Origin of the sequence: Streptomyces sp. TRM68416 (assembly GCF_014596915.1) — a bacterium.
Taxonomy (GTDB): Bacteria; Actinomycetota; Actinomycetes; order Streptomycetales; family Streptomycetaceae; genus Streptomyces.
This window is the reverse complement of the sequence record NZ_JACVWU010000037.1, coordinates 1-23,642: the sequence shown is the minus strand read 5'-3', so window position 1 is coordinate 23,642 and position 23,642 is coordinate 1. Positions and strand designations below refer to the sequence as shown.

The 23,642-nt window shown below is 72.1% G+C and carries 21 protein-coding genes; 11 read left to right on the top strand and 10 right to left on the bottom strand.

Annotated elements, in window-relative coordinates; all coding sequences use genetic code 11:
- Positions 1-118: 118 nt before the first annotated feature.
- The 7 genes from ICC28_RS37660 to ICC28_RS37630 form a co-directional block, all read right to left on the bottom strand.
- Entirely contained in the window at positions 119-1,081 is a 963-nt protein-coding gene (locus ICC28_RS37660; RefSeq protein WP_188293358.1) for an N-acetylglucosamine kinase, read from the bottom strand.
- Positions 1,078-2,343 (bottom strand): 6-phospho-beta-glucosidase, encoded by a 1,266-nt coding sequence (locus tag ICC28_RS37655; protein WP_188293357.1) that lies wholly within the window; start codon positions 2,341-2,343, stop codon positions 1,078-1,080. The genes ICC28_RS37660 and ICC28_RS37655 overlap by 4 nt, the downstream gene beginning before the upstream one ends.
- A gap of 7 nt (positions 2,344-2,350) precedes the next feature.
- The gene (locus tag ICC28_RS37650; protein ID WP_188293356.1) at positions 2,351-3,238 is read right to left on the bottom strand and encodes a carbohydrate ABC transporter permease; all 888 of its coding nucleotides are present in this window, start codon (positions 3,236-3,238) and stop codon (positions 2,351-2,353) included.
- Positions 3,235-4,173, bottom strand: a complete 939-nt coding sequence (locus ICC28_RS37645) for a carbohydrate ABC transporter permease (protein ID WP_188293355.1) — start codon at positions 4,171-4,173, stop codon at positions 3,235-3,237. The genes ICC28_RS37650 and ICC28_RS37645 overlap by 4 nt, the downstream gene beginning before the upstream one ends.
- A gap of 6 nt (positions 4,174-4,179) precedes the next feature.
- Positions 4,180-5,514, bottom strand: coding sequence for an ABC transporter substrate-binding protein (locus ICC28_RS37640; RefSeq protein ID WP_188293354.1), 1,335 nt, complete (start codon positions 5,512-5,514; stop codon positions 4,180-4,182).
- Between the two features lie 120 nt (positions 5,515-5,634).
- Positions 5,635-6,870 carry an ROK family transcriptional regulator gene (locus tag ICC28_RS37635; protein WP_188293353.1) on the bottom strand — a complete coding sequence of 412 codons (1,236 nt, stop codon included), beginning with the start codon at positions 6,868-6,870 and terminating at the stop codon, positions 5,635-5,637.
- A 203-nt stretch (positions 6,871-7,073) separates the two neighbouring features.
- Entirely contained in the window at positions 7,074-8,165 is a 1,092-nt protein-coding gene (locus tag ICC28_RS37630) for a mechanosensitive ion channel family protein (RefSeq protein ID WP_317454169.1), read from the bottom strand.
- Positions 8,166-8,464: 299 nt separating this feature from the next.
- Between ICC28_RS37630 and ICC28_RS37625 the strand changes: the two genes are divergently transcribed.
- From ICC28_RS37625 to ICC28_RS37610, 4 genes are all read left to right on the top strand, one after another.
- Positions 8,465-9,001, top strand: a complete 537-nt coding sequence (locus ICC28_RS37625) for an HNH endonuclease (protein WP_015660341.1) — start codon at positions 8,465-8,467, stop codon at positions 8,999-9,001.
- A gap of 460 nt (positions 9,002-9,461) precedes the next feature.
- Entirely contained in the window at positions 9,462-9,695 is a 234-nt protein-coding gene (locus ICC28_RS37620) for a hypothetical protein (RefSeq protein WP_188293352.1), read from the top strand.
- Positions 9,696-11,798 (top strand): 4-alpha-glucanotransferase, encoded by a 2,103-nt coding sequence (gene malQ / locus ICC28_RS37615; RefSeq protein WP_188293351.1) that lies wholly within the window; start codon positions 9,696-9,698, stop codon positions 11,796-11,798.
- Positions 11,799-12,134: 336 nt separating this feature from the next.
- Positions 12,135-12,410: a hypothetical protein gene (locus ICC28_RS37610; protein WP_188293350.1), complete on the top strand. Its 276-nt coding sequence runs from the start codon at positions 12,135-12,137 to the stop codon at positions 12,408-12,410.
- Positions 12,411-12,516: 106 nt separating this feature from the next.
- Here the strand turns inward: ICC28_RS37610 and ICC28_RS37605 are convergent, their stop codons facing one another.
- On the bottom strand, positions 12,517-13,116 hold the full coding sequence (locus ICC28_RS37605; RefSeq protein WP_188293349.1) for a TetR family transcriptional regulator: 600 nt from the start codon (positions 13,114-13,116) through the stop codon (positions 12,517-12,519).
- Between the two features lie 129 nt (positions 13,117-13,245).
- On the opposite strand from ICC28_RS37605, the gene ICC28_RS37600 reads away from it, so the two are divergent.
- On the top strand, positions 13,246-14,766 hold the full coding sequence (locus ICC28_RS37600) for an FAD-dependent monooxygenase (protein WP_188293348.1): 1,521 nt from the start codon (positions 13,246-13,248) through the stop codon (positions 14,764-14,766).
- A 61-nt stretch (positions 14,767-14,827) separates the two neighbouring features.
- On the opposite strand, the gene ICC28_RS37595 is transcribed toward ICC28_RS37600, so the two are convergent.
- Positions 14,828-15,328 carry a MarR family winged helix-turn-helix transcriptional regulator gene (locus ICC28_RS37595; protein WP_188293347.1) on the bottom strand — a complete coding sequence of 167 codons (501 nt, stop codon included), beginning with the start codon at positions 15,326-15,328 and terminating at the stop codon, positions 14,828-14,830.
- Positions 15,329-15,464: 136 nt separating this feature from the next.
- Between ICC28_RS37595 and ICC28_RS37590 the strand changes: the two genes are divergently transcribed.
- The 5 genes from ICC28_RS37590 (at position 15,465) to ICC28_RS37570 (ending at position 20,426) form a co-directional block, all read left to right on the top strand.
- On the top strand, positions 15,465-16,406 hold the full coding sequence (locus ICC28_RS37590; protein WP_188293346.1) for an EamA family transporter: 942 nt from the start codon (positions 15,465-15,467) through the stop codon (positions 16,404-16,406).
- Between the two features lie 102 nt (positions 16,407-16,508).
- Positions 16,509-17,384, top strand: coding sequence for a DMT family transporter (locus ICC28_RS37585; RefSeq protein WP_317454172.1), 876 nt, complete (start codon positions 16,509-16,511; stop codon positions 17,382-17,384).
- A gap of 14 nt (positions 17,385-17,398) precedes the next feature.
- Positions 17,399-18,412: a LysR family transcriptional regulator gene (locus ICC28_RS37580; protein ID WP_188293344.1), complete on the top strand. Its 1,014-nt coding sequence runs from the start codon at positions 17,399-17,401 to the stop codon at positions 18,410-18,412.
- A 359-nt stretch (positions 18,413-18,771) separates the two neighbouring features.
- Complete coding sequence (locus tag ICC28_RS37575; RefSeq protein ID WP_188293343.1) at positions 18,772-19,377, top strand: RNA polymerase sigma factor; 606 nt, start codon at positions 18,772-18,774, stop codon at positions 19,375-19,377.
- Positions 19,374-20,426 carry a CU044_5270 family protein gene (locus tag ICC28_RS37570; protein ID WP_188293342.1) on the top strand — a complete coding sequence of 351 codons (1,053 nt, stop codon included), beginning with the start codon at positions 19,374-19,376 and terminating at the stop codon, positions 20,424-20,426. Before ICC28_RS37575 ends, ICC28_RS37570 begins: the two co-directional genes overlap by 4 nt.
- A gap of 64 nt (positions 20,427-20,490) precedes the next feature.
- Here ICC28_RS37570 and pepN read toward each other — a convergent pair whose 3' ends face one another.
- On the bottom strand, positions 20,491-23,058 hold the full coding sequence (gene pepN / locus ICC28_RS37565) for an aminopeptidase N (protein ID WP_188293341.1): 2,568 nt from the start codon (positions 23,056-23,058) through the stop codon (positions 20,491-20,493).
- A 112-nt stretch (positions 23,059-23,170) separates the two neighbouring features.
- On the opposite strand from pepN, the gene ICC28_RS37560 reads away from it, so the two are divergent.
- Complete coding sequence (locus ICC28_RS37560) at positions 23,171-23,641, top strand: DUF1203 domain-containing protein (RefSeq protein ID WP_188293340.1); 471 nt, start codon at positions 23,171-23,173, stop codon at positions 23,639-23,641.
- Position 23,642 lies beyond the last annotated feature (1 nt).

Sequence of the window (23,642 nt, the reverse complement as noted above, 5' to 3'; positions counted from 1 at the left end):
GGGGTGGGTGGGCAAAGGCCCGGGGGTGGGAGGTGCACCTTTCGACCCACTGGAAACGGGTGGTGGGTGGGCAAAGGTCGGGGGTCTGGGGGCGGAGCCCCCAGGGGTGGGGTGCGGACTAGGCGTAGTGGGCTCGGAGTTTTTCCTCGGCCCTCGGGGGCGCGTTCAGCGTGTCCAGGCCCAGGAGGGCGGCGCCCACTACCGGGGGTGCCGTGACCACGGTGGGGACGGCCTTGGGGGCGCGGGAGGAGAGTAGGTTCCGTACCGCTTCGTCGAGTCGGGGGTGGCGGGCTGCCAGGATGCTGCCGCCCAGGACCACCGGGGTCTCCTCCGCCAGGAGATCCAGGCGGGTCAGGGCGACCGTGGCCATGGTCACGACCTCGTCCGCCAGGCGGTCGACGAGCCGGCGGGCCACCGGGTCGCCCGCGTCGGCCGTGGCGAACAGGACGGGCGCGAGCTCGTGGCGGCGGGCGGCGGCGATGTGCTCCAGGTGGAGCGCCTCGATCAGCGCCGGCATGGAGGGAAGGCCGAAGTGGGCGGGCAGGGCGCGGGCCAGCGCCGTAGGACCCCCGCGGCCGTCCTCCGCGCGGGCCGCGTGCCACAGGGCCTCCTCCGCGAGGCCCCAACCGCCGCCCCAGTCACCGGAGATGCGGCCGAGCGCCGGGAAGCGGGCGGTGCGGCCGTCGGGGCGCATGCCGACGCAGTTGATGCCCGCCCCGCACACCACGGCCACGCCCCGCGGCTCGGCGACCCCGGCCCGCAGGACGGCGAACGTGTCGTTGCGGACGTCGACCGTCCCGCCCCACGCGCGTGCGTGCAGCGCGGCCGCCAACCGCTCCTCCTCCACGGGGAGATCGGCGTTGGCCAGGCAGGCCGAGACGTGTGTCACCGAGGAGACGCCCGTCTCGGCGAAGGCCGTGCCCACCGCCTCCGCGAGCGTGTCCACGGCCGTCGGCACGCCCACCGCCGGGGGCCGGAACCCGCCCCCGCGAGCCGTACCCAGCACCTCGCCCTCGGCCGTGACCACCGCCACGTCGGTCTTGCTGTTGCCCGCGTCGACGGCGAGGACGCTGTCCGTCATGCCCACGCGAGGTGCTCCCGGTTGTGTGCGATCAGCTGGTCGGTGAGGGTCTCCGCGTACGCGTACTGGCCGATCAGCGGGTGGGCGAGCAGGGCTCGGAAGACCCGGTCCCGGCCGCCCCGCAGCGCCGCCTCCAGCGCCAGCTCCTCGTACGCCGTCACGTTCGCCATGAGGCCCGCGTACAACGGGTCCACGGCCGCCACCGGCAGCGGCGTCGCGCCCTGCGGGCCCACCGCCGCCTGCACCTCCACCACCGCGTCGTCCGGGAGGAAGGGCAGCGTGCCGCGGTTGTACGTGTTCACCACCTGGTACGGGTTTCCGCCGCCGCCCAGCAGCGACGCCGCCAGGTCCACCGCGGCCTCCGAGTAGTAGGCGCCGCCCCGGCGGGACAGCAGCTCCGGCTTCTCGTCGAGGGCCGGGTCGGCGTACATCTGCAACAACTCCTTCTCCATGGCCGCCACTTCGGCCGCCCGCGAGGGCTTTGTGCGCAGGTCCCGTACGACCTCGTCGTGGGCGTAGTAGTAGCGCAGGTAGTAGGAGGGGACCACGCCCAGCCGGTCCAGTACCGCGCGCGGCAGGCGCAGGTCGTCCGCGATCGTGCCGCCGTGCCCGGCCAGCAGCTCGGGCAGGACGTCCTTGCCCTCCGGGCCGCCGAGCCGCACCCCCGTCTCCCAGGTGAGGTGGTTGAGCCCCACGTGGTCCAGGTGTACGTCGGCGGGGGCGACCCCGAGCAGGCCCGCGAACTTGCGCTGGAGCCCGATCGCCACGTTGCACAGGCCGACCGCCCGGTGCCCGGCCCGGAGCAGCGCCCGCGTCACGATCCCCACCGGGTTGGTGAAGTCGATGATCCACGCGCGCGGGTTGGCGCGGCGGACCCGTTCGGCGATGTCCAGGACCACCGGCACCGTGCGCAGCGCCTTGGCCAGTCCGCCCGCGCCGGTCGTCTCCTGGCCGACGCAGCCGCACTCCAGCGGCCAGGTCTCGTCGTCGTTGCGGGCGGCCTGGCCGCCGACGCGCAGTTGGAGCAGGACGGCGTCGGCGCCCTCGACCCCCGCGTCGAGGTCGGACGTAGTGACGATCCGCCCGTCGTGGCCCTGCCGGGCGAAGATGCGGCGGGCCAGCCCGCCCACCAGCTCCAGGCGCTCGGCCGCCGGGTCGACGAGGACCAGCTCCCGCACCGGCAGCGTGTCCCTCAGTCTGGCGAACCCGTCGACGAGTTCGGGTGTGTAGGTCGATCCTCCGCCGACCACGGTGAGTTTCATGTCTCGCTCAACCCTTCACTCCGGTCAGGGTGACGCCCTCGACGAACGCCTTCTGCGCGAAGAAGAACACGACGATTACGGGGGCCATGACCAGTACGGTCGCGGCCATGGTCAGGTTCCAGTCGGTGTGGTGCGCGCCCTTGAAGGACTCCAGGCCGTAGGACAGGGTCCAGGCGCCGGGGTTCTCGGAGGCGTAGATCTGCGGGCCGAAGTAGTCGTTCCAGGCGTAGAAGAACTGGAACAGGGCCACGGCGGCGATGCCCGGCTTCGCCATCGGCAGGACCACCTTCACCAGGGTCCTGAACTCCCCGCAGCCGTCGACCCGTGCCGCGTCCAGGTACTCGTCCGGGATCGTCATCAGGAACTGCCGCAGCAGGAAGATGGAGAAGGCGTCGCCGAAGGCCATGGGGACGATCAGCGGCCACAGGGTGCCCGACAGGTCCAGCTGCTTCGCCCAGAACAGGTACATCGGGATGACGACCACCTGCGGCGGCAGCATCATCATCGCGATGACCAGCATCAGCGACAGACTCCGGCCGCGGAAGCGGAACTTGGCCAGGGCGTAGGCCACCGGGACCGAGGACGCCACGGTGAGCGCGGTGCCTAGACCGGCGTACAGGAGGGTGTTGCGCCACCAGGTCAGGAAGCCGGGGGTGTCGAGGACCTCGCGGTAGTTGCCCCACTCCCAGGTGTCGGGCACGAGGTCGCGGGTGAGGGCCTGCTGGTCGCTCATCAGCGAGGTCAGGACGACGAAGACGAAGGGGAGGGTGAAGAAGAGCGCCGCGGCGACGCCGAGGGCGTGGACCGCGATCCACTCCAGCAGGGAGCGGCGCCGCGCGGCGTGCGCCTCCGGCGGTACGGTCAACTCCTGCGGTTTGTCGAGTACTTGGGTCATCGTTCACCTGCCCCGATCAGTCCGCCGCGGCGGCGCATCAGCAGCGCCGTGAACGCCATGGCGAGCGCGAACAGCACCAGCGCGACGACGCAGGCGGCGCCGTAGTCGAAGCGCTGGAAGCCGAGGTTGTAGACGAGCTGGGGGAGCGTCAGGGTCGACTTGTCGGGGTAGCCGGGCTCGAAGGACTGGCCGGAGCCGCCGATGACCCCGGAGGCCACTTTCCCGGCCACCAGCGGCTGGGTGTAGTACTGCATGGTCTGGATCACGCCGGTGACCACCGCGAACAGCACGATCGGCGAGATGTTCGGCAGGGTGACGAACCGGAACCGCTGCCAGGCCGACGCCCCGTCCAGTTCGGCGGCCTCGTACTGCTCCTTCGGTACGTCGAGCAGCGCGGCCATGAAGATCACCATGAGGTCGCCCACGCCCCACAGGGCGAGTGCGGTGAGCGCCGGCTTGGACCAGGCGGGGTCCGTGAACCAGCCCGGGGTCGGCGGCCCCAGCCCGTCCAGCACCGAGTTGGCCGGTCCCGTACCGGGGTTGAGGAGGAAGACGAAGGCGAGCGTGGCGGCGACGGGCGGGGCGAGGTAGGGGAGGTAGAACAGCGTGCGGAAGACGCCCGTGCCCGTCCGGATCCTGGTGATCAGCAGGCCGACCCCGAGCCCGAAGGCCACCCGGCAGGTGACCATGACCAGCACCAGCCACAGGGTGTTGGCCAGCGCGGGCCAGAACATGGGGTAGTCGGAGAAGACATACGTCCAGTTGTCCAGGCCGCGGAACTCGGGGGTGCCGAAGCCGTCGTACTTCATCAGGGAGAAGTAGGCGGTGGAGACCAGCGGGTAGGCGAAGAAGACGCCGAAGCCGATCAGCCAGGGGGAGAGGAAGAGCAGCGTCCGCAGCGCGGATCTGCGGCGCCGTACGGCGAGCGTGGACATGGGCGGCTACTTCGCCTGCTCGATGTCGCGGTCGATCTGCGCGGCGGTCTTCGCGAGGCCGGCCTTGAGGTCCGTGACCTTGCCGGACTCGTACTGGTAGCCGAAGTCCTGGAGCGTCAGCTGGTAGGCGGCGCCGTTGACGGCGTTCGGCGCGGTGGTCGAGCCGGGGTGCTGGGCGATGTCCAGGAAGGTCTTGAAGGCCGGGTCCGTCTTCAGGTCGGGGGACTTCAGCGCCTCGAAGGTGGAGGGCACGTTGCGGATGGCGTTGGAGAAGGCGACGACGGCCCCGGTGTCGGTCGTCATGTACTTCACCAGCTCCCAGGCGGCGTTCTGCTTCTCGCTCTGCGGGGCGATGCCGATGACCGTGCCGGAGAGGAAGCCCTTGCCGTACTCGTCCGCCTCGTCGTCGGCCACCGGAAGCGGCGCCGTGCCGATCTCGAAGTCGACCCCGGCGTCCCTGGCCATGCCCAGGCGCCACTCGCCGTCCAGCTGCATGGCCACCTGGCCGGTGTGGAAGGGGTGTTCGGCGCCCCACTCGTCGCCGAAGGTGTTGCGGTACTTCTCCAGTTTCGTGAACCCGCCGAGGTCGTCGACGAGCTTCTTCTGGTACGTGAACATCTCCGCGAACGCCGGGTCCTTGGCGATGTTCGACCTGCCGTCCGCGTCGAAGTAGGCGTGGTCCCACTGGGACATGTAGTGGGAGACGACCGTCTCGTAGCCGTGGTACGTCGGCATGAAGCCGAGCTGCTCGTAGCCGTCGCCCTTGGGCTTCGTCAGTTTCTTCGCCACTTCGGCGAACTCCGACCAGGTCTTCGGCGGCGCGTCGATGCCCGCCGCCTCGAAGGCGTCCTTGTTGTAGTACAGGCCGTAGGCGTCGCCGAGCAGCGGGAGCGCGCAGCGCGTGCCCTCGAACTCGGTGTAGTCGAGCATCGGCTTCGGGATCATCGCGTCGAGGTCGAGCTTCGACTTCTCGATGAAGGGCTTGAGGTCCAGGAAGGCTCCGGAGGAGCAGAACTTGCCGACGTTGGACGTGGTGAACGACGACACCACGTCCGGACCCTTCGAACCGCCCGCGCGCAGCGCCTGGTTGAGCTTGTCGTCGTTGATGTTGCCGACGACCTTCACCTTGATGTTGGGGTGTGCCTTCTCGAACCGGTCGATGTTCTCCTGCACGGCCTTCACTTCGGCGGGGGCGCTCCAGCCGTGCCAGAAGGTGATCGTGGTCTCGGCGTTCGGGTCGTCGGAGGCGCCGGAGCCGGACTGGCCGGTGCAGGCGGTGGCGAGGAGGGCGAGGGAGGCGGCGGTGAGGACGTAAGCCGCATGTCGGGTGGATATGGGCATGGCGAGGCCTCCTGTGAGCAGGGGGTGATGTGGAGTGCCCCGAGAGGGGCGCGGGAACTGCGCGGCCGGCCGCACACGGCCCGCGGCGTCAGGACGACCGGCAGGTGTCGTTGCGGCCCCTCAGCGGAGCGGCAACGTGTCGAAGACCTCGTCGCGGGTGGTGGCGAGCGCACTCTCCAGCGCGCCGCGCAGTACGGGGTCCTCGGTCACGTCGCCCAGCACCAGCCGGGGCCGGGCGGCGGCGAGGTCCGCCAGTTCGGACCGGACGAGGGCCAGCAGCGGCTCGCCGCCGGAGGCGAGGGCGCTGCCGCTGAGGACGACGAGTTCGGGGTCCAGCACGGAGACGAGCGAGGCCAGACCGGTGGCCAGACCGGTCGCGTAGGTGGCGAGGAGCCGGTGGTGCGGGGCGCTGTCGCTGCCGGCGGCGCGGGCGAGCAGGGTGGCGGCGCTGTCGGTGTACGCGCCCTCGGGGACGTCGTCCAGCCCCAGCTCCCGGGCCAGCTCCGGGATGCGCTGGGCGCCGGCCAGCTCCTGGTAGCCGCCGCTGTTGGCGCGGGCCACCTGGCGTACGAGGGGCGCGCCCGGCACCGGCAGGAAGCCGACCTCGCCCGCGCCGCCGGTGAAGCCGCGGTGCAGCCTGCCGCCGAGGACCAGGGCGGCGCCGAGGCCCGCCTCGTTCCACAGCAGGACGAAGTCCTGGTGCCCGCGGGCGGCGCCCAGCCGCTGTTCGGCCACGGCCACGAGATTGACGTCGTTCTCGTACTCGACCGGCATCGGCAGGGCGGCGGCGAGGTCGTCGAGGAGGCTGGGGGAGTGCCAGCCGGGCAGGTGGGCGGCGTAGCGGAGGCGGCCGGTGCCGGGGTCGAAGGCGCCCGGGGTGCCGATGACGAGCCTGCGGACGTCGTCGCGGGTCAGGCCCGCCGCCTTCACGGCGCCGTCGAGGGCGTCGGTGACCTGCCGGACCACGGGTTGCGCGGCCCGTCGGCCCGGGGTGGGGACTTCGCAGCGGCCGACGGTGCGGCCGGTGATGTCGGCGACGGCGGCGAGGACGCGTTCGGGGGTGACGTCGAGTCCGGCGGCGTACCCGGCGGCCGGGTTGACCTCGTAGAGCTGCGCGCTCGGGCCCGGGCGGCCCGCGGTGGTGCCGGTGGCGAGGACCAGGCCCGCGGCCTCCAGCCGGGTCAGCAGCTGTGAGGCGGTGGGCTTGGACAGGCCGGTGAGCTTGCCGATGCGGGTGCGGGACAGGGGGCCGTGTTCCAGGAGGAGGTCCAGGGCGGCGCGGTCGTTCATGGCCCGCAGGACGCTGGGCGTGCCCGGGGTGCCTGGGGTGCCCGGTGGGCCGGCGGGTCCTGCCATGGTCGACACCTGCCTCTCCTGATGCTCCGGCGACAGCCTCTCATGCGGAGGCATGCACTGTTAGGAAAGTTTCCTATCGGTTGTGGAGGAAGGTAGGCCGCCGGGGAGGGAGCGTCAACCCCCTCCTGCAGAGCAAACCCGCCCCGTCGAGTACGCACGACGGGGCGGGGCGTCTCACGAGCGGGCCGGGCGGGCCCGCGAGGTCACTTGGAGATGCTGGGCGGCGGGGTCAGCGGCGTCGCCGCCAGGGTCTGCGGCGAGGAGGGGCTGGCGTAGGCCGAGGGGGCGGCCATGCCCGCCGTCGGATCGGCCGCGGGCGCCGTCTCCACGGGTGCCGTCGAGCCGCCGATGATGGGGATCTCCGCCGCGTCGAAGGCCCGCTTGATGCGCCAGCGCAGCTCGCGCTCCACGGTCACGGACTTGCCGGGCATCGTCTTCGCCGACACCCGCACGACCATCGAGTCCAGCAGCACGCTGTCCAGGCCCAGCACCTCGATCGGGCCCCACAGGAGCTCGTTCCAGGGCTCCTCCTTGCTCATCCGCTCGGAGACCTCGCCGATGACGCGCTTGACCTTGTCCAGGTCCTCGGACGGCAGGAGGGTCACGTCGACGCCGGCCGTCGACCAGCCCTGGGAGAGGTTGCCGATGCGCTTGACCTCGCCGTTGCGGACGTACCAGATCTCGCCGTTGTCGCCGCGCAGCTTGGTCACGCGCAGCCCCACCTCGATCACCTCGCCGGAGGCCACGCCCGCGTCGACCGAGTCGCCGACGCCGTACTGGTCCTCCAGGATCATGAAGACGCCGGAGAGGAAGTCCGTGACCAGGTTGCGGGCGCCGAAACCGATCGCCACGCCCGCGACACCGGCGGACGCCAGCAGCGGTGCCAGGTTGATCTCGAAGGTGGACAGGACCATCAGGGCGGCCGTGCCCATGATCAGGAAGCTCGCCACCGAGCGCAGCACCGAACCGATCGCCTGCGAGCGCTGACGACGCCGCTCCACATTGACCAGCAGACCGCCGAGGGCCGTGCCGTCCACCGCCTGCGCGGTGCGGTTCATCCGGTCTATGAGCTTGGTGATCGCCCGCCGGACCATCACCCGCAGCACCGCCGCTATCACCACGATCAGCAGGACCCGCAGACCGATGGCGAGCCAGGTGGACCAGTTCTCCTCGACCCAGCTGGCGGCGTTCGTCGCGCTCTCGTGGGCGTCCTGGAGCGAGGGGACGACCGGAGTCTGGGACTCCGAGGGTGAGGGCGAGGGACTCTCGGCCAGTAGGACGGCGGGCAAGGACACGGCAGGTACCTCCAGGTGCAGCGTCTGCCTCCCGGTACGGCGGTCAGAGGTGGCGCGACCCTTCAAGGTCACGAAAAGGTCACCGGACGGCAGACCCCCACACTAACGGTGCATCGTGTGTGGATCGTTGCGATGTTCGAGGGAGAGACCGTGCCCACCTGGGGATGAAGAAGGGTGTGGTCGAAAACACTCCCAGCCCGTTACCTGGACATGGTGGCGCTTCCACCAGGCATGAGGAGAGACTGACTACAGATCGTCCCGGCGCGAGCCACGCGCCGCCGACGCCCAAGGAGGCATCCGTGCCGCATGTCCTGGTCCTCAACGCGTCGTACGAGCCACTCGGCGTCGTACCGCTTCGCCGCGCGCTCGTCCTCGTCCTCGAAAACAAGGCCGTATGCCTTGAGGAGTCCGGCGCCTTCATGCACAGCGCGACCGTCACAGTCCCCGCACCCAGCGTGGTCCGGCTCAAGCGATTCGTCCGGGTTCCCTATCGGGGGCCCGTTCCTCTTACCCGTCGTGCGCTCTTCGCGCGGGACGGGGGCCGGTGCATGTACTGCGGTGGCGTCGCAACCAGCGTCGACCACGTCATCCCGCGCAGCCGCGGGGGCAAGCACGTCTGGGACAACGTGGTGGCGTCCTGCCGCCGCTGCAACCACGTGAAGGCCGACCGTCACCTGTTCGAGATCGGCTGGCGGCTGCGGCACAAACCGGCTCCGCCGTCCGGTCTTGCCTGGCGCATCATTGGCACCGGGCATCGGGATCCGCGGTGGTTGCCTTATTTGCAGCCGTATGGCGCGGATGACGCCTTGGCTCGGATCGATGGCATTTCTGCCTGACGATCCGGGCTTTTGTGTACGGGGGGCAGGTCGTGTCCCGGTTGCGGCCCGGTGGGGGCTTGTCGCGCCCACGCGGCGGAGCCGCACATCGATACAGCCCCGCGCCCCTCGGGGAGTCGGCCTGGAACCTCACAGGACGTACAGGGTGCTTCCCCATGCGAACACACCTGCTGGCGCGTAGGCCCGCCACGCCCGGGAGGGCGGCCGCGGTGGCGGTGAGGCCGGTGCAGTCGAGGGCGTCGCGGATCATGAACAGGTGGGGCGCGGAAGTGGCCGTTGTCGTCGGTTTGTCCCAGTCTGGGGGTGACGCGGCGGAGCGGAATGTGACGACAGGCACGTTGTTCCTCCTTGGACGTCTGCCGTCGCGCCCGCTGGGTAGGGCTGCGGTAACCCGCCAAGGCCTGGCCGGCGCGATCCGCAGGACAGGCCGTAGGTCGCCGTACTCGACAAGGAGGCCCCCGTGGCCGCATCGGCACACCTTCTGCTCTCCGCCCTGTCCAAACCCGAGGCGCTCACCGAGCCCGAACCGCACCTGTGCGTCTTCAGTGCGGAGAGCGCCTGCGCCGAGACCCCCCTGACCAGTGAACCGCCACTGCCCGACGCGGAGCCCCTGACCAGCGAGCCGCCGCTCGCCGACGCCCCGCCGCTGACCAGCGAGGCCTTCCCCGTCGGCCCGGACTCCGCGAGGCCGTAGATGGCAGCGCAGGGGTCGGCCGAGAACCCGACCGGGGACGTCCCGTCCGAGGATCTGTCGCGACTGGCCGAGCTGCACGGCGTCGCCACCTCCTACCAGCCCTCCCCGGACCGCACGGTCCCGGCCTCGGCGTCCGCGCTCGCCCTGGTCCTGGCCGCCCTCGACGTCGAGGCGAGCAGCCCCGCCGCCGTCCGCCGCGCGCTCGCCGCCCGCGAGCGCGAACTGAGCGAGCGGCTGCTGCCGCCGACGGTCGTGGTCTGGAGCGGATCCGACCCGGTCCTGCCCGCCGCCCTCACCGGACTGCCGTCCGGCACCCGGCTGCGCATCGAGACCGAGCAGGGCGAGACCCGCGCCTCGGCCGAGCGACTCCCCGCCGGGGTCCACCGGTTGACGGCCACCGCACCCGACGGACGTACCGCGACCGCGCACCTCGTTGTCGCCCCGGCGCGGCTGCCCGCCCCCGCCGGACGCTCCTACGGATTCCTCGTCCAGCTCTACTCGCTGCTCTCCCGCCGCTCCTGGGGCATGGGCGACCTCGGTGACCTCGCCGAACTCGCCGGCTGGGCCGGGCGGACGCTCGGCGCCGGGTTCGTGCAGGTCAACCCGTTGCACGCGGCCGTGCCCGGCGCGCCCACCGACCCCTCCCCCTACCGTCCCTCCTCGCGCCGCTTCCCCGACCCGGTGCACCTGCGGGTCGAGGACGTCCCGGAGTACGCCCGCGTCGAGGACCGCGAGCGGGTGCGGGCGCTGCTGGAGCGCGCCGACCGACTGCGCGAGTCCGTCCTGGACAAGGGCGCGTTGATCGACCGGGACGCCGTGTGGGAGCTCAAGCGCGCGGCGCTGGAACTGGTCCGTGACGTGCCCCTCGGGCCGGGGCGCCGGGCCGCGTACGCCGACTTCCTCGCCGAGGAGGGGCAGGCGCTGGAGGACCACGCCACCTGGTACGCGCTGGCCGAGGTGCACGGCCCCGACTGGCGGAGCTGGCCGGAGGGGCTGCGCGATCCCCGTTCGGCGGAAACGGCTCGCGCGCGGGGGGAACTGATGGACCGCGTCGACTTCTACTCGTTGCTCGCCTGGCTGACCGACGCCCAGCTCACCGCGGCCCAGCGCACCGCGCGCGAGGCCGGTATGCCGGTCGGGATCGTCCACGATCTCGCGGTCGGGGTGCATCCGCAGGGTGCCGACGCCTGGGCGCAGCAGGACCACTTCGCGGACGGGATGTCGGTGGGGGCACCGCCGGACGCCTTCAACGCGCGCGGCCAGGACTGGGGGCTGCCGCCCTGGCGCCCGGACCGCCTCGCGGAGTCCGGGTACACCCCGTACCGGCGGCTGCTGAAGGCGCTGTTCCGGTACGCCGGTGCGCTGCGCATCGACCATGTCATGGGCCTGTTCCGGCTGTGGTGGGTCCCCGAGGGGCATCCGCCCACCGAGGGCGCCTACGTCCGCTACGACGCCGAGGCCATGCTCGCCATCCTCGTGCTGGAGGCCTCGCGGGCCGGGGCGCTGGTGATCGGGGAGGACCTGGGGACCGTAGAGCCCGGGGTGCGCGAGGCGCTGCGCGCGCGGGGGGTGCTGGGGACGTCCGTGCTGTGGTTCGAACGGGACTGGGAGGGGGACGGGCAGCCGTTGCCGCCCGAGCGGTGGCGGGCGGACTGTCTGGCGACGGCGACGACGCACGATCTGCCGTCCACGGCCGCGCGGCTCACCGGGGAGCATGTCGAACTGCGGTACAGCCTGGGGCTGCTGACCCGGTCGCTGGAGGAGGAGCGGGCGGAGGCGGCGGCGGACACGGGGGAGTGGCTGGCCGTGCTGGCCCGGCTGGGGCTGATGGAGGGGACGGGGGGTGGGCACGGTACGTCGCAGGAGGAGGTGGAGATTCAGGCCGTCCATCGCTTTCTGCTGCGCACGCCGGCGCGGATGGTCGGGATCTGGCTGCCCGATGCGGTGGGGGATCGGCGGCCGCAGAATCTTCCCGGTACGTGGGACCAGTATCCGAACTGGCGGCTTCCTGTTGCTGACGCGGACGGGCGGGCGGTGACGCTGGAGGAGCTGGCGTCGTCGCCGCGGTTGCGTGCGTTGGTGGAGGTGGTGCGGGCGGGGTGATCCCGCCTGTTGATCTCGCCCCCGCCGCCCCTACCCGTCCCATCCCCAGGGGCGCTGCCCCTTCGACCCCGCCAGGGGGCTCCGCCCCCTGGACCCCCGTTCGGCCTGAACGGCCTCGTCCTCAAGCGCCGGACGGGCTGGGTAGGGCGACCGGCGCTGAAGAGGGGCGTGGGTGTCGCGTACCAAAGGGGCGCGGGGAACTGCGCGATCAGCCCCCGCCGGCCCGCGGGTCACCGCAACGTCCGGCCCCCCGCCGGGTGGTCACCGGCAGGCCGGGGGAGCCGTATGTACCCCCCGGGCGCGCGGCCCCCGGCAGGGTTCGGTACTTTGGGCGGCGTGGACAAGAAGAACGCCCTGCGCGTCGGCGCCCTGGCCGCCGGTACGACGCTGATGATGCTGCTCATGTCGTCCCCCGCGCTCGCGCTGACCCGCGACGACGGTGACCAACCGGGCTCCGGCCTGAGCGTCGCCGAGACGCTGGGGCTGTTCGTCGTGGCCCCGCTGGTCCTGTTCGCGGTCATCGTGGGCCTCGTGATGGTCCTGGACCGGTCGAACCCGGCCCACCGCGTGGTCGCGACCAAGTCCAAGCCGAAGGCCGCGGCCAAGGCCTGACCCCACCCCGCACGTTCCGAGGGCGCCGCCCCCGCCGCCGTACGCGCACACCGCCGTACGGCGCCGGGGACGGCGCCCTTGGCATGTCCCCCGGCCGGCGTGTCTCCTAGGCGGCCGGTGCCGTCAGGTAACGCTGCACCGTGGGCGCCATCCACGCCACCACCTCCTCGTCGCCGAGCGCCACGGCCGGGGGCAGCCGGAGCACGTACCGGGTGAGCGCGAGGCCGAGCAGCTGGGTGGCGGTGAGGGCCGCGCGCACCGGGGCCTGCTCCTGGTCCGGGCAGACCTCGCGGGCCACGGGCAGCAGTTGCTCCTGGAAGATCTCCTGCATGCGCTCGGCGCCGGCCCGGTTGGTCACGCCGACCCGCAGCATGGCCGTGAGCACCTCGTTCTCCTCCCACAGGTGCAGGAAGTGGAGCACCAGCGCCTCGCCGATCTCCTCGCGGGGCAGCCGGCTCAGGCCCGGCAGTTTCAGGTCGACCGAGACGGCCGCGGCGAACAGCCCCTCCTTGTTGCCGTAGTAGCGCATCACCATCGACGGATCGATGTTCGCGTCCTTGGCGATGGCCCTGATGGTGGCCCGCTCATAGCCGTCAGCTGCGAAGCGTTCGCGTGCCGCGGCGAGGATCGCGGTGCGGGTGGTCTCCGAGCGGCGACGTGGGCCGCCCCCGGAATCGGTCGCGGTACTGCGTTCATTTCCAGTCATACCAACAAGCGTAGGCCAACGCTCGTGGGCCAACAAGTGTTGACTCTCGACGCGTTGCGTCGTATCGTCGTCAACGAGCGTTGGCCAACATGCGTTGGTAAACCCGGAGGCGTTGGCAAGGAGGCCACCATGAACGGCACCGGCATCGGTATCGACCCGAACCGCACCCCCCACCCGGGCGCCGACCACACCCCCAGCTCCGTGATCGTCGTCGGCTGCGGCCCCACCGGCCTGCTGCTGGCCGGGGACCTCGCCGCCGCCGGGGTCCCCGTCACGCTCGTCGAGAAGCGCCCGCACCGGATCAGCAACCTCTCCCGCGCGATCGTCGTGCACGCCCGCACCCTCGAACTGCTCGACGCCCGCGCCCTCGCCGAGGAGGCCGAGTCGCTCGGCAGGCGGCTGGACCGGATGAACCTCTTCACCCGGCTCACCGTCGAGTTCGACACCCTCCCCTCCCGCTTCAACCACCTCCTGATCCTTCCGCAGTACGAGATGGAGCGGATCCTGGAGCGGCGCGCGATCGAGGCCGGGGTCCGGTTCCGGTACGAGACCGAGGTGACCGGGGTCGGGCAGGACGAGGACGGCGTCACGGTCGAGACGCGCGGCCCCGGCGGCGCGAGCGAGACGCTGCGGGCGCAGTACGTCGTCGGCACCGACGGCATGCGCAGCACCGTGCGCAACGCCGTGGGCCTGCCCTTCCCCGGCCGCTCGGTCATCCGTTCCGTGCTCCTCGCCGACGTCCGGCTGGCCGAGCCGCCCAAGGACGTGCTCTCCGTGCACGCCCGGGGCGATGCCTTCGTGTTCTTCGCGGACTTCGGCGACGGCTACTACCGGGTCGTCGCCTGGAACCGCCGCCGGGACATCCCCGAGAGCGAGCCGCTGCACCTGGAGGAGGTCAGGGAGACCGTCCGGCTCGCCGCGGGCCACGACTTCGGGATGCACGACGCCCGCTGGCTGTCCCGCTTCCACAGCGACGAACGCCAGGCGCCCGCCTACCGCGTGGGCCGGGTCTTCCTCGCCGGTGACGCCGCGCACGTGCACACCCCGGCCGGCGGCCAGGGCATGAACATCGGCATGCAGGACGCGGCCAACCTCGGCTGGAAGCTCGCCGCCGTGCTCCAGGGTCGCGCGGACGACGCGCTGCTCGACACCTACCAGACCGAGCGTCACCCCGTCGGCACCGAGGCCATGCGCAGCAGCGGCGCCATCGTCCGCCTCGCCATGGCCAACCACCCCTGGGAGCGGGGCCTGCGGGCGGTGGTGGCCACCACCCTCAACATCCTCACCTCCGCCCGCCGCAAGCTGGCCCTCCAGATCGCCGGCGTCGGCGTCAAGTACGGCGCCCCGGCCGGGGCCCACCGCCTGACCGGCTCCCGGGTCGCCGACGTGGCCCTGGAGGGCGGCCGCCTCTACGAGGCCCTGCGCGGCGGCCGGTTCGTGCTGATCACCCCGGAGGAGTACGCGGACAAGACCGGCCTGGAGGACCGGCTCGCGGTGGAACGCCGTACCGGCCGCGGCCACGACACCCGTACGACGGTCCTGGTCCGCCCCGACGGATACGTGGCCTGGGCGGCGGACTCCCCGAGCCGGTCGGACATCGAGGAGGCCGTGGCCCGGCACCTGGGTCAGAGCATGGCCCCGGTCGGCTGAGAGCCCTCTCGGTCCCTTCGGTCCCTACAGCCCCTCGGTCCCTACGGCCCCTTCGGTCCCTTCAGTCCCTGAGCAACTCCCGCAACAGGTCGGCCAGTTGGCCGGCCTGTTCGGCGTCCAGCACCGACAGTGCCTCCGTCTGCACGGCGAGACCCGCGCCGACCGCCTCGTCGACGATCCGCAGCCCCTCCTCCGTCAGGCTCACCTGGAGCCCGCGCCGGTCGTGCGGATCCGGCGACCTCCGCAGCAGGCCGGCCCGCTCCAGCTTGTCCAGCCGCCCCGTCATGCCCCCCGTGGTCAGCATCAGCGTCGCCGAGAGCTGCCGCGGCGAGAGGGTGTACGGCTCTCCGGAGCGCCGCAGCGTGGCCAGGACGTCGAACTCGCCGCGGGAGATCCCGAAGCGCGCGTACGTCTTCTCCATGCGGTCGCCCATCGTCCGCGCGAGGCGGCCGATCCGCCCGAAGACCTCCATCGCGGCCGTGTCGAGGTCGGGCCGTACGTCCGCCCACTGGTCGATGATCGCGTCGACGGCGTCCCTGCGCTGCTCCGGGCGTGCATTCATGGGCCGAGTATCGGACCTGGAACGGTCGGCCGCAAGAAAGTGGATCACGGGAAAGCGGACCCCGGAAAAGCTGCTTGCGTAAAAGTAGCTTACGGGTAAGCTACTTTCTATCGACCTATCTGAAGGGTGCGTCCCCATGGCCGCCAGCCGCCCCGCGCTCATCGCCCTCACCGCGCTCGCCCCCGTCTCCTGGGGCACCACCTACGTGGTCACCACCGAGTTCCTGCCGCCGGACCGCCCCCTGTTCACCGGCCTGCTGCGGGCGCTGCCCGCCGGGCTGCTGCTCCTGGCGCTCGCCCGGGTGCTGCCGCGCGGCGCCTGGTGGTGGAAGGCGGCGGTGCTCGGCGCGCTGAACATCGGCGCTTTCTTCCCGCTGCTGTTCCTGTCCGCGTACCGGCTGCCCGGCGGCATGGCGGCGGTCGTCGGCTCGGTCGGGCCGCTGCTCGTGGTGGGCCTGTCCGCGGTGCTGCTGGGACAGCGGCCGACCGTGCGCGCGGTGCTGACCGGGGTCGTGGCCGCGTTCGGGGTCAGCCTGGTCGTGCTCAGGGCGGCGGGGGCGCTGGACGCGCTCGGTGTGCTCGCGGCCCTCGCCTCCGCCGCCTCGATGTCCACCGGCACCGTGCTGACGAAGAAATGGGGCCGCCCCGACGGGGTCGGCCCGCTCGCGCTGACCGGCTGGCAGCTGACCGCCGGCGGCCTGCTCATCGCGCCGGTCGCCCTCCTGGCCGAGGGCGCGCCGCCCGCGCTGGACGGCCGCGCCCTCGGCGGGTACGCCTACCTCGCGCTGGCGAACACGGCGGTGGCCTACTGGCTCTGGTTCCGCGGCATCGGCCGGCTCTCCGCCACGCAGGTCACCTTTCTCGGCCCGCTCTCCCCGCTGACCGCCGCGGTCGTCGGCTGGGCGGCCCTCGGCCAGGCACTGACGCCGGTGCAGCTCGTGGGCATGGCGCTGGCGTTCGGGGCGACGGTCGCCGGGCAGATCGCGCCGAAGGACGCCAGGGGTCAATTGTTCAGTTCTGCTGAAAAGAGTGATCGAAAAGATTCGATGGACCTGACAGGTCACGCGCTGCGACGGTAGATCCACAGATCCACAGATCCACCGAGACCCCGTCCCAGCGAAAGGACCTACGTGGCCGTCGCCACCGCCCACCGAACCGCCCCTACGACCTCCCGCGCCCCGATCCCCACGACAGCCGCCCCCGTCGTGGGGATCGCGCTCGCCGCCCTCGCCACGCTCGTCTGGTCCGGCAGCTTCGTCACCTCCCGCGCGCTGCACGACAGCGTGCCGCCGGTCCAGCACGCCTTCTGGCGCTGGGTCGTGGCCCTGGTCGTGGTGGCCCCCTTCGGCGCGCGGCAGGCCTGGCGGCAGCGGGCGCTGATCCGCCGCCGGTTCGGTTACGTCCTGCTCGCCTCCCTCCTCGGCGTCGCCGTCTACAACACCCTCGTCAACCAGGCCGGACTGACCACGCCCGCCGCCAACATGGGCATGATCATGGCCGCGTCGCCGGTGCTGACGGCGGTGTTCGAGCGGATGAGCGGCGTCCGGCTCGGGGCGCGCCGGGTGGCCGGGCTGCTGGTCGCCTGCACGGGCGTGCTCCTGCTGGTCAGGGGCGGCGGCTCGCTCGCCGTGGGCGACCTGTGGATGATCGCCGCGGCCTTCAGCTTCGGCGGCTACAGCGCCCTCCTGCGCCGCCGGCCCGCGGAACTGGGCGGTACGGCCTTCCTGTTCACCACCTTCCTGCTGGGCACCGTGCTGCTGCTGCCCGCGCAGGGAGCGAGCCTCGCCCTCCAGGGCGGCTTCACCCCCACGACCGGCACGGTCCTGCCGCTCCTCTACGTCGGCGTCGCCTCCTCCGCCGTCGCCTTCTTCGCCTGGAACAAGGCGATCGCCCTGATCGGCCCGGTCCGTGCGGGCGTCGTCTACTACCTCCAGCCGGTGTGCGTGGCCCTGCTGTCCTGGGCGCTCCTCGGCGAGGCCACCGGGTGGGGGCAGGCCCTGTGCATGGCACTGATCCTCGGCGGAGTCGTACTCGGCGCGGGCGGCGCGCGCCGGTGACGTAGGTTGCCGCCATGGCCGAGTGGGACATCCGAAAACTGCAGATCCTGCGGACCCTGCGGGAGGAGGGGACCGTGACCGCCACGGCCGCGGCGCTGCGGATGACTCCGTCGGCCGTCTCCCAGCAACTGACCAACCTCGCCCGCCAGCTCGGCGTGCCGCTGCTGGAGGCCCACGGGCGGCGGGTACGGCTGACCGACGCGGCCCGCCTCGTGCTGCGGCACGCCGAAGCCGTGTTCGAGCAACTGGAGCGGGCGGAGGCCGAGTTGGCGGCGTACGCGGACGGAGAGGTCGGCGAGGTGCGCATCGGCGCCTTCTCCACCGCCGTACCCGCCCTCGTCGTACCGGCCGTGGTCGCCCTGCGCGCCACGCACCCCGGGGTACGGGTGCAGGTGCGGGAGGCCGAGGCGGCCCAGGCCTACGACCTCCTCGGCGCCGGCGAGGTCGACCTCGCCCTCTCCCTCGCCGCCCAGGCACCCACCGCCCGCGACGCCCGCTTCCGGACCGTCGCGCTGCTCGCCGACCCGCTGGACGTGGCCCTGCCGCCCGCCCACCCGCTGGCGGACGCCGAGGCCCTGCGGCTGGCCGACCTCGCCGCCGAACCGTGGATCTTCGGCGGCAGCGGCCCCTGGTCGGACATCACCCGAGGAGCCTGCGAGGCCGCCGGATTCAGCCCCGCCCAGGCGCACTCGGCCGCCGGCTGGCCCGCGATCCTGGCCATGGTCGAGGCCGGCCTGGGCATCGCCCTGGTCCCCCGCACGGCCGCCGTGCCCGGCGCCGGCGTGGTGATGCGCGAACTGGGCGCCGACCGCCCGGTACGGCACGTGGTGGCAGCGGTGCGCCGCGGCAGCGAGGACGCCCCGGCGGTGCGCACGGTCCTCACCGCCCTGCGCGGCGTGGCGGAGGAGGTGGAGCGCCTGGGGCCGCCGGTTCGGGGCGTGGCGGAGGAGGTGGGGCGTTCGGGGCCGCCGGTTCGGGGCGTGGCGGAGGACGTAGGGCTCCCGGAGCGGCCCGCGCGGAACGCGTGAGCCGCACCGAGTGCGCACGTACGGCCCTCGGGCGGCCGCCCGAGGTGCGTGAGCTGTTCCGTGCGACGGGTGTGCGGTGATGGGGGGCGACCGGCCGGGGCGGGCGCGGCGCAAGGTGTTGCGGGTCGCCCGTGCGGGACGTGTGCGGCGTTTCGTGCGGCGTGTCGAGTGCGGACGCACGGTGCTTGGGCTGCCGTCCGGGGCGGGGGAGCGGCGCAGGGTGCTGCGGCTCGCCGAGGACGGACGTGCGGGGATCGCGGCTGTCGCCCGGTGTGCGTGAACCGCTTTCGTGTGGCTTGCCAAGTAGGGGTGAAGGCAGTTCTTCTCGTTCTGCCGCCCTCTCACCGGACGGATCCTTGATGACCGATTCCCCGCGCGACACCCCGGACGGGGACGCCGCCGTCGTCGCGGCGTCGCTCGACGACCCCGAACGGTTCGCCGAGCTGTTCGACCGCCACGCACCAGCCATCCACCGGTACGTCGCCCGGCGGCTCGGCCGGGACGCGGCCGACGACGTCACCGCGGAGACCTTCCTGACCGCGTTCCGGATACGGGACCGCTTCGACCCGGACCGGGCCGGGGTCCGGCCCTGGCTGCACGGCATCGCCGCGAGACACATCAGCGGGCACCGCCGTGCGGAGGTCAAGGCCCTGAAGATCCTTGCCCGCACCGGCACCAGCCCGGTCGCCGAGAGCTGGACCGACTCCGCCGACGACCGCATCGCCGCGCAGTCCGCAGCCCGCCCCCTGGCCAAGGCGCTGGCCCGGCTCTCCGCCGGGGACCGGCATGTGCTGCTGCTCTTCGCCTGGGCCGACTTCAGCTACCAGGAGATCGCCCAGGCCCTGGACATCCCCGTGGGAACCGTCCGTTCCCGGCTCAACCGTGCCCGCAGGAAGCTGCGCGCCGCCACGGACCCCCACAACCCCGCCCTCGAAGCTCGCATACCCGAAGGTGAGCCCGCATGAACGAGCTGTCCGACCTCCGCGCCCTGCACACCGACGCCCCCCTGCCCGACACCGCCCGGCTCGCCCCAGCGCGGGTGAGGCTCACCCAGGCCTTCCGCCAGGAGACCGCGGCCGACCCGGCGCCGGTGCGCCCGCCCCGCAGGACCCGCAGGACCTTCCTGGTGACCGCGGCGGCGACCGGCGCGCTCGCCGTGACCGCCGGCATCGTCGTCTCGCTGCCCGACGGCGCCGCCCCGGCCGACGGCGGCGGGCTGCTGTCGGCGCAGGCCTCGGCCGCGGCCCTCGAACTCGCCGCCACCACCGTGGAGAAGCAGGCCGTCACCGAACCCGGACCCAAGCAGTGGGTCTACGAGAAGTCCATGTCCTTCACGCAGGGCAAGCCGCAGACCTCGGAGGAGTGGACCCGCTGGGACGGCACCGGCCACGCGAACCTGCCCGGGCTGCCCGGCGAGGGCGACATGTCCGACTTCGACCCGAACAAGCTCCAGGTCTGGTACGGCCCCAACCAGGAGGAGAAGTGGGCGAAGGAAGGCTATGACGACCGCTCGCAGCGGCAGTTCTGGCGCTTCCTCAGCACCCTGCCCAGCGATCCCGACCGCATGATGAAGCGCATCCGCGAGGAGCACGCCATCGGCGACATCAAGGGGGAGACGCGCGCGGAGCGCGACTGGCGGGAGATCAACGTCCTCTACCGCTCGGTGCTCCTCCCCTCCCATGTCCAGGCGGGCCTGTTCCGGGCGCTGGCGAAGATCCCCGGCGCCCGCGTGGAGAAGGGCGTCAAGGATCCCCTCGGGCGCGCGGCGATCGGCGTGAGCGTGAACTACGCCAAGCCCTCCGCCGCCGGCTGGCAGGGCAAGCAGGAGCTGTTCTTCGACCCGAAGACGTACGCCTACCTGGGCGAGAAGCAGCGCACGAGGCCCGCCGGGCCGTCCAAGGAGGAGTCGCGCGGATCCGGTGAGGTGACCTTCGCGCCCCTTCCGGCGTCCAACGCGGTGATCACCGCCCGGCTCGGCTGGGGCGTGGTCGACAAGCCCGGCGCCCGCCCCTGACCCACCCCGCCGCTCGGGGCACCCGGTGTCGAACCGGGCGCCCCGAGCGGTGCCGGTGCCGTGCCTACGAGGCGTCCGCCGCCTGCGCCCTCAGCGCGCGCTCCACACCCGAACGGGACTCCGAGACCAGGCGGCGCAGGGCCGCGTTGGGCTCGGCGGACGCCAGCCAGGCGTCCGTCCGGTCCAGGGTGTCCTGCGAGACCTGGAGCGTCGGGTAGAGGCCGACCGCGATCTGCTGGGCGATCTCGTGGGAGCGGGCGTCCCAGATGCCCTTGACGACCTCGAAGTACTTGTCCGTGTACGCGGACAGCAGCTCGCGCTGGTCGGTCTGGACGAAGCCCGAGATGACCGCCTCCTGGACGGCGTTGGGCAGCTTGTCGGACTCGATGACCGACGCCCACGCCTCGGCCTTCGCCTCCGGAGTCGGCCGCGCCGCACGGGCGGTGGCCGCGTGACGCTCGCCCGCGGCCGTCCTGTCCCGCTCGTACTCGGCCGCGATCTCCGCCTCGTCGAAGCGGCCCACCGCGGCCAGACGCTGCACGAACGCCCACCGCAGCTCCGTGTCCACGACCAGGCCCTCGATCGTCTGCGAACCGTCCAGCAGCGCCTCCAGCAGGTCCAGCTGCTCCGGCGTACGGGCCGTCGCCGCGAACGCCCGCGCCCACGCCAGCTGGTGGTCGCTGCCCGCCACCGCCGACCGCAGGTGCGCCAGCGTCGCGTCCGTCCAGCGGGTCAGCAGGGCCTCGCGACCGGCCGGCGCGCCGTACAGGTCGATCGCCAGCTTCACCTGGCGGTGCAGCGACTGCACGACGCCGATGTCCGACTCCTTGCCGATGCCGGACAGGACGAGGGAGAGGTAGTCGCTGGTGGCCAGCTCGGCGTCCCGCGTCATGTCCCACGCCGACGCCCAGCACAGCGCGCGCGGCAGCGAGGACTCGAAGTCGCCCAGGTGCTCGGTGACGAAGGCCAGCGACTGCTCGTCGAGGCGGACCTTGGCGTACGACAGGTCGTCGTCGTTGAGGAGCACCACGGCCGGACGGCGCTTGCCCACCAGCTGCGGTACGTCGGTCAGTTCGCCGTCCACGTCCAGCTCGACGCGCTCGTCGCGCACCAGCTTGCCGCTCTCGTCATCGAGCTCGTACAGGCCGACCGCGATCCGGTGCGGCCGCAGCGTCGGCTCGCCCTTGGCGCCGGCGGGCAGGGCCGGGGCCTCCTGGCGGATGGCGAAGGAGGTGATGACGCCGTTCGCGTCCGTCTCGATCTCGGGCCGCAGGACGTTGATGCCGGCCGTCTGCAGCCATTTCTCCGACCAGTTCTTCAGGTCGCGGCCGGAGGTCTCCTCCAGCGCGCCCAGCAGGTCGGACAGGCGCGTGTTGCCGAACGCGTGGCGCTTGAAGTACGCCTGCACCCCGCCGAAGAACTCGTCCATGCCGACGTAGGCGACGAGCTGCTTGAGGACGGAGGCGCCCTTGGCGTACGTGATGCCGTCGAAGTTGACCAGGACGTCGTCCAGGTCACGGATCTCGGCCATGATCGGGTGCGTGGACGGCAGCTGGTCCTGGCGGTAGGCCCACGTCTTCATGGAGTTGGCGAAGGTGGTCCAGGAGTGCGGCCAGCGCGACTCGGGCGCGTACGCCTGGCAGGCGATCGACGTGTAGGTGGCGAACGACTCGTTCAGCCACAGGTCGTTCCACCACTCCATGGTGACCAGGTCGCCGAACCACATGTGGGCCAGCTCGTGCAGGATGGTCTCCGCGCGCATCTCGTACGCGGCGTCCGTCACCTTGGACCGGAAGACGTACTGGTCGCGGATGGTCACCGCGCCCGCGTTCTCCATCGCGCCCGCGTTGAACTCCGGCACGAACAACTGGTCGTACTTCTTGAACGGGTACGCGTAGTCGAACTTCTCCTGGAACCAGTCGAAGCCCTGCCGCGTCACCTCGAAGATCGCGTCCGAGTCGAGGTACTCGGCGAGGGAGGGGCGGCAGTAGATGCCCAGCGGCACGGACTGCCCGTCCTTCTCGTACACGCTGTGCACCGAGTGGTACGGGCCGACGATCAGAGCCGTGATGTACGTCGAGATGCGCGGCGTCGGCTCGAAGGTCCAGACGTCGTCCTTCGGCTCGGGCGTGGGCGAGTTGGAGATGACCGTCCAGCCGCTGGGCGCCTTCACGGTGAACTGGAAGGTGGCCTTCAGGTCGGGCTGCTCGAAGGACGCGAAGACGCGGCGGGCGTCCGGCACCTCGAACTGGGTGTACAGGTAGGCCTGCTGGTCGACCGGGTCGACGAAGCGGTGCAGGCCCTCGCCGGTGTTGGTGTACGCGCAGTCCGCGACGACCCGCAGGACGTTACGGCCCTCCAGCAGCCCCGGAAGGGCGATCCGGGAGTCCTTGAACACCTCGTCCGCGTCGAGCGCGTCGCCGTTCAGGGTGACCTCGTGCACGGTCGGTGCCACCAGGTCGATGAAGGACTCCGCGCCGGACTCGGCGACGTCGAAGCGCACCGTGGTCACGGACCGGTAGGTACCGCCCTCCTGCGCGCCGGAGAGGTCGAGATCGATCTCGTACGAGTCAACGGTCAGCAGCTTCGCCCGCTGCTGTGCCTCTTCGCGAGTCAGGTTTGTGCCAGGCACGCGGTCATCTCCTCGTTATGTGTGGGTTCGGCCATCCTTCCATGCGACCTGAGCAGAAGGCGATGTCCGTTTCCCGCCGGTGACCGGGGCGGACGGGCGGGAGCCTGGAGCCATGACCACGTACACCGCACGGCCCGTCGCTCCCGCGATCCTGAAGGAACTGCGCACCACCGACGACGCGGGCCGCGAGACGGTCCCCGTGACCGACGAGGAGGGCGGGGCACCGCTGCGGTGCTGCCTGCGCCGCAGCGCACCGGGCGAGCGGATCGCGCTGGTCTCCTACGCCCCGCTGCGCCGCTGGGCGGCCGAGACCAGCGTGGACCCCGGCGCCTACGACGAACAGGGCCCGGTCTTCATCCACGCCGAGGAGTGCGCGGGCCCCTCCGGCGCAGGTCTCCCCTTCGCCAACGCCCACCGCACGGTCCGCCGGTACTCGGCCGACGGGCGCATCCTGGGCGGACAGCTGGTGGCCACCCTCGACGAGGACGCCTTCCACAACGCATTCGACGACCCGGCCGTGGCACTGGTCCACGTCCGGGCCGTCGAGTACGGCTGCTTCCTCTACGAGGTGCGCAGGCCCTAGC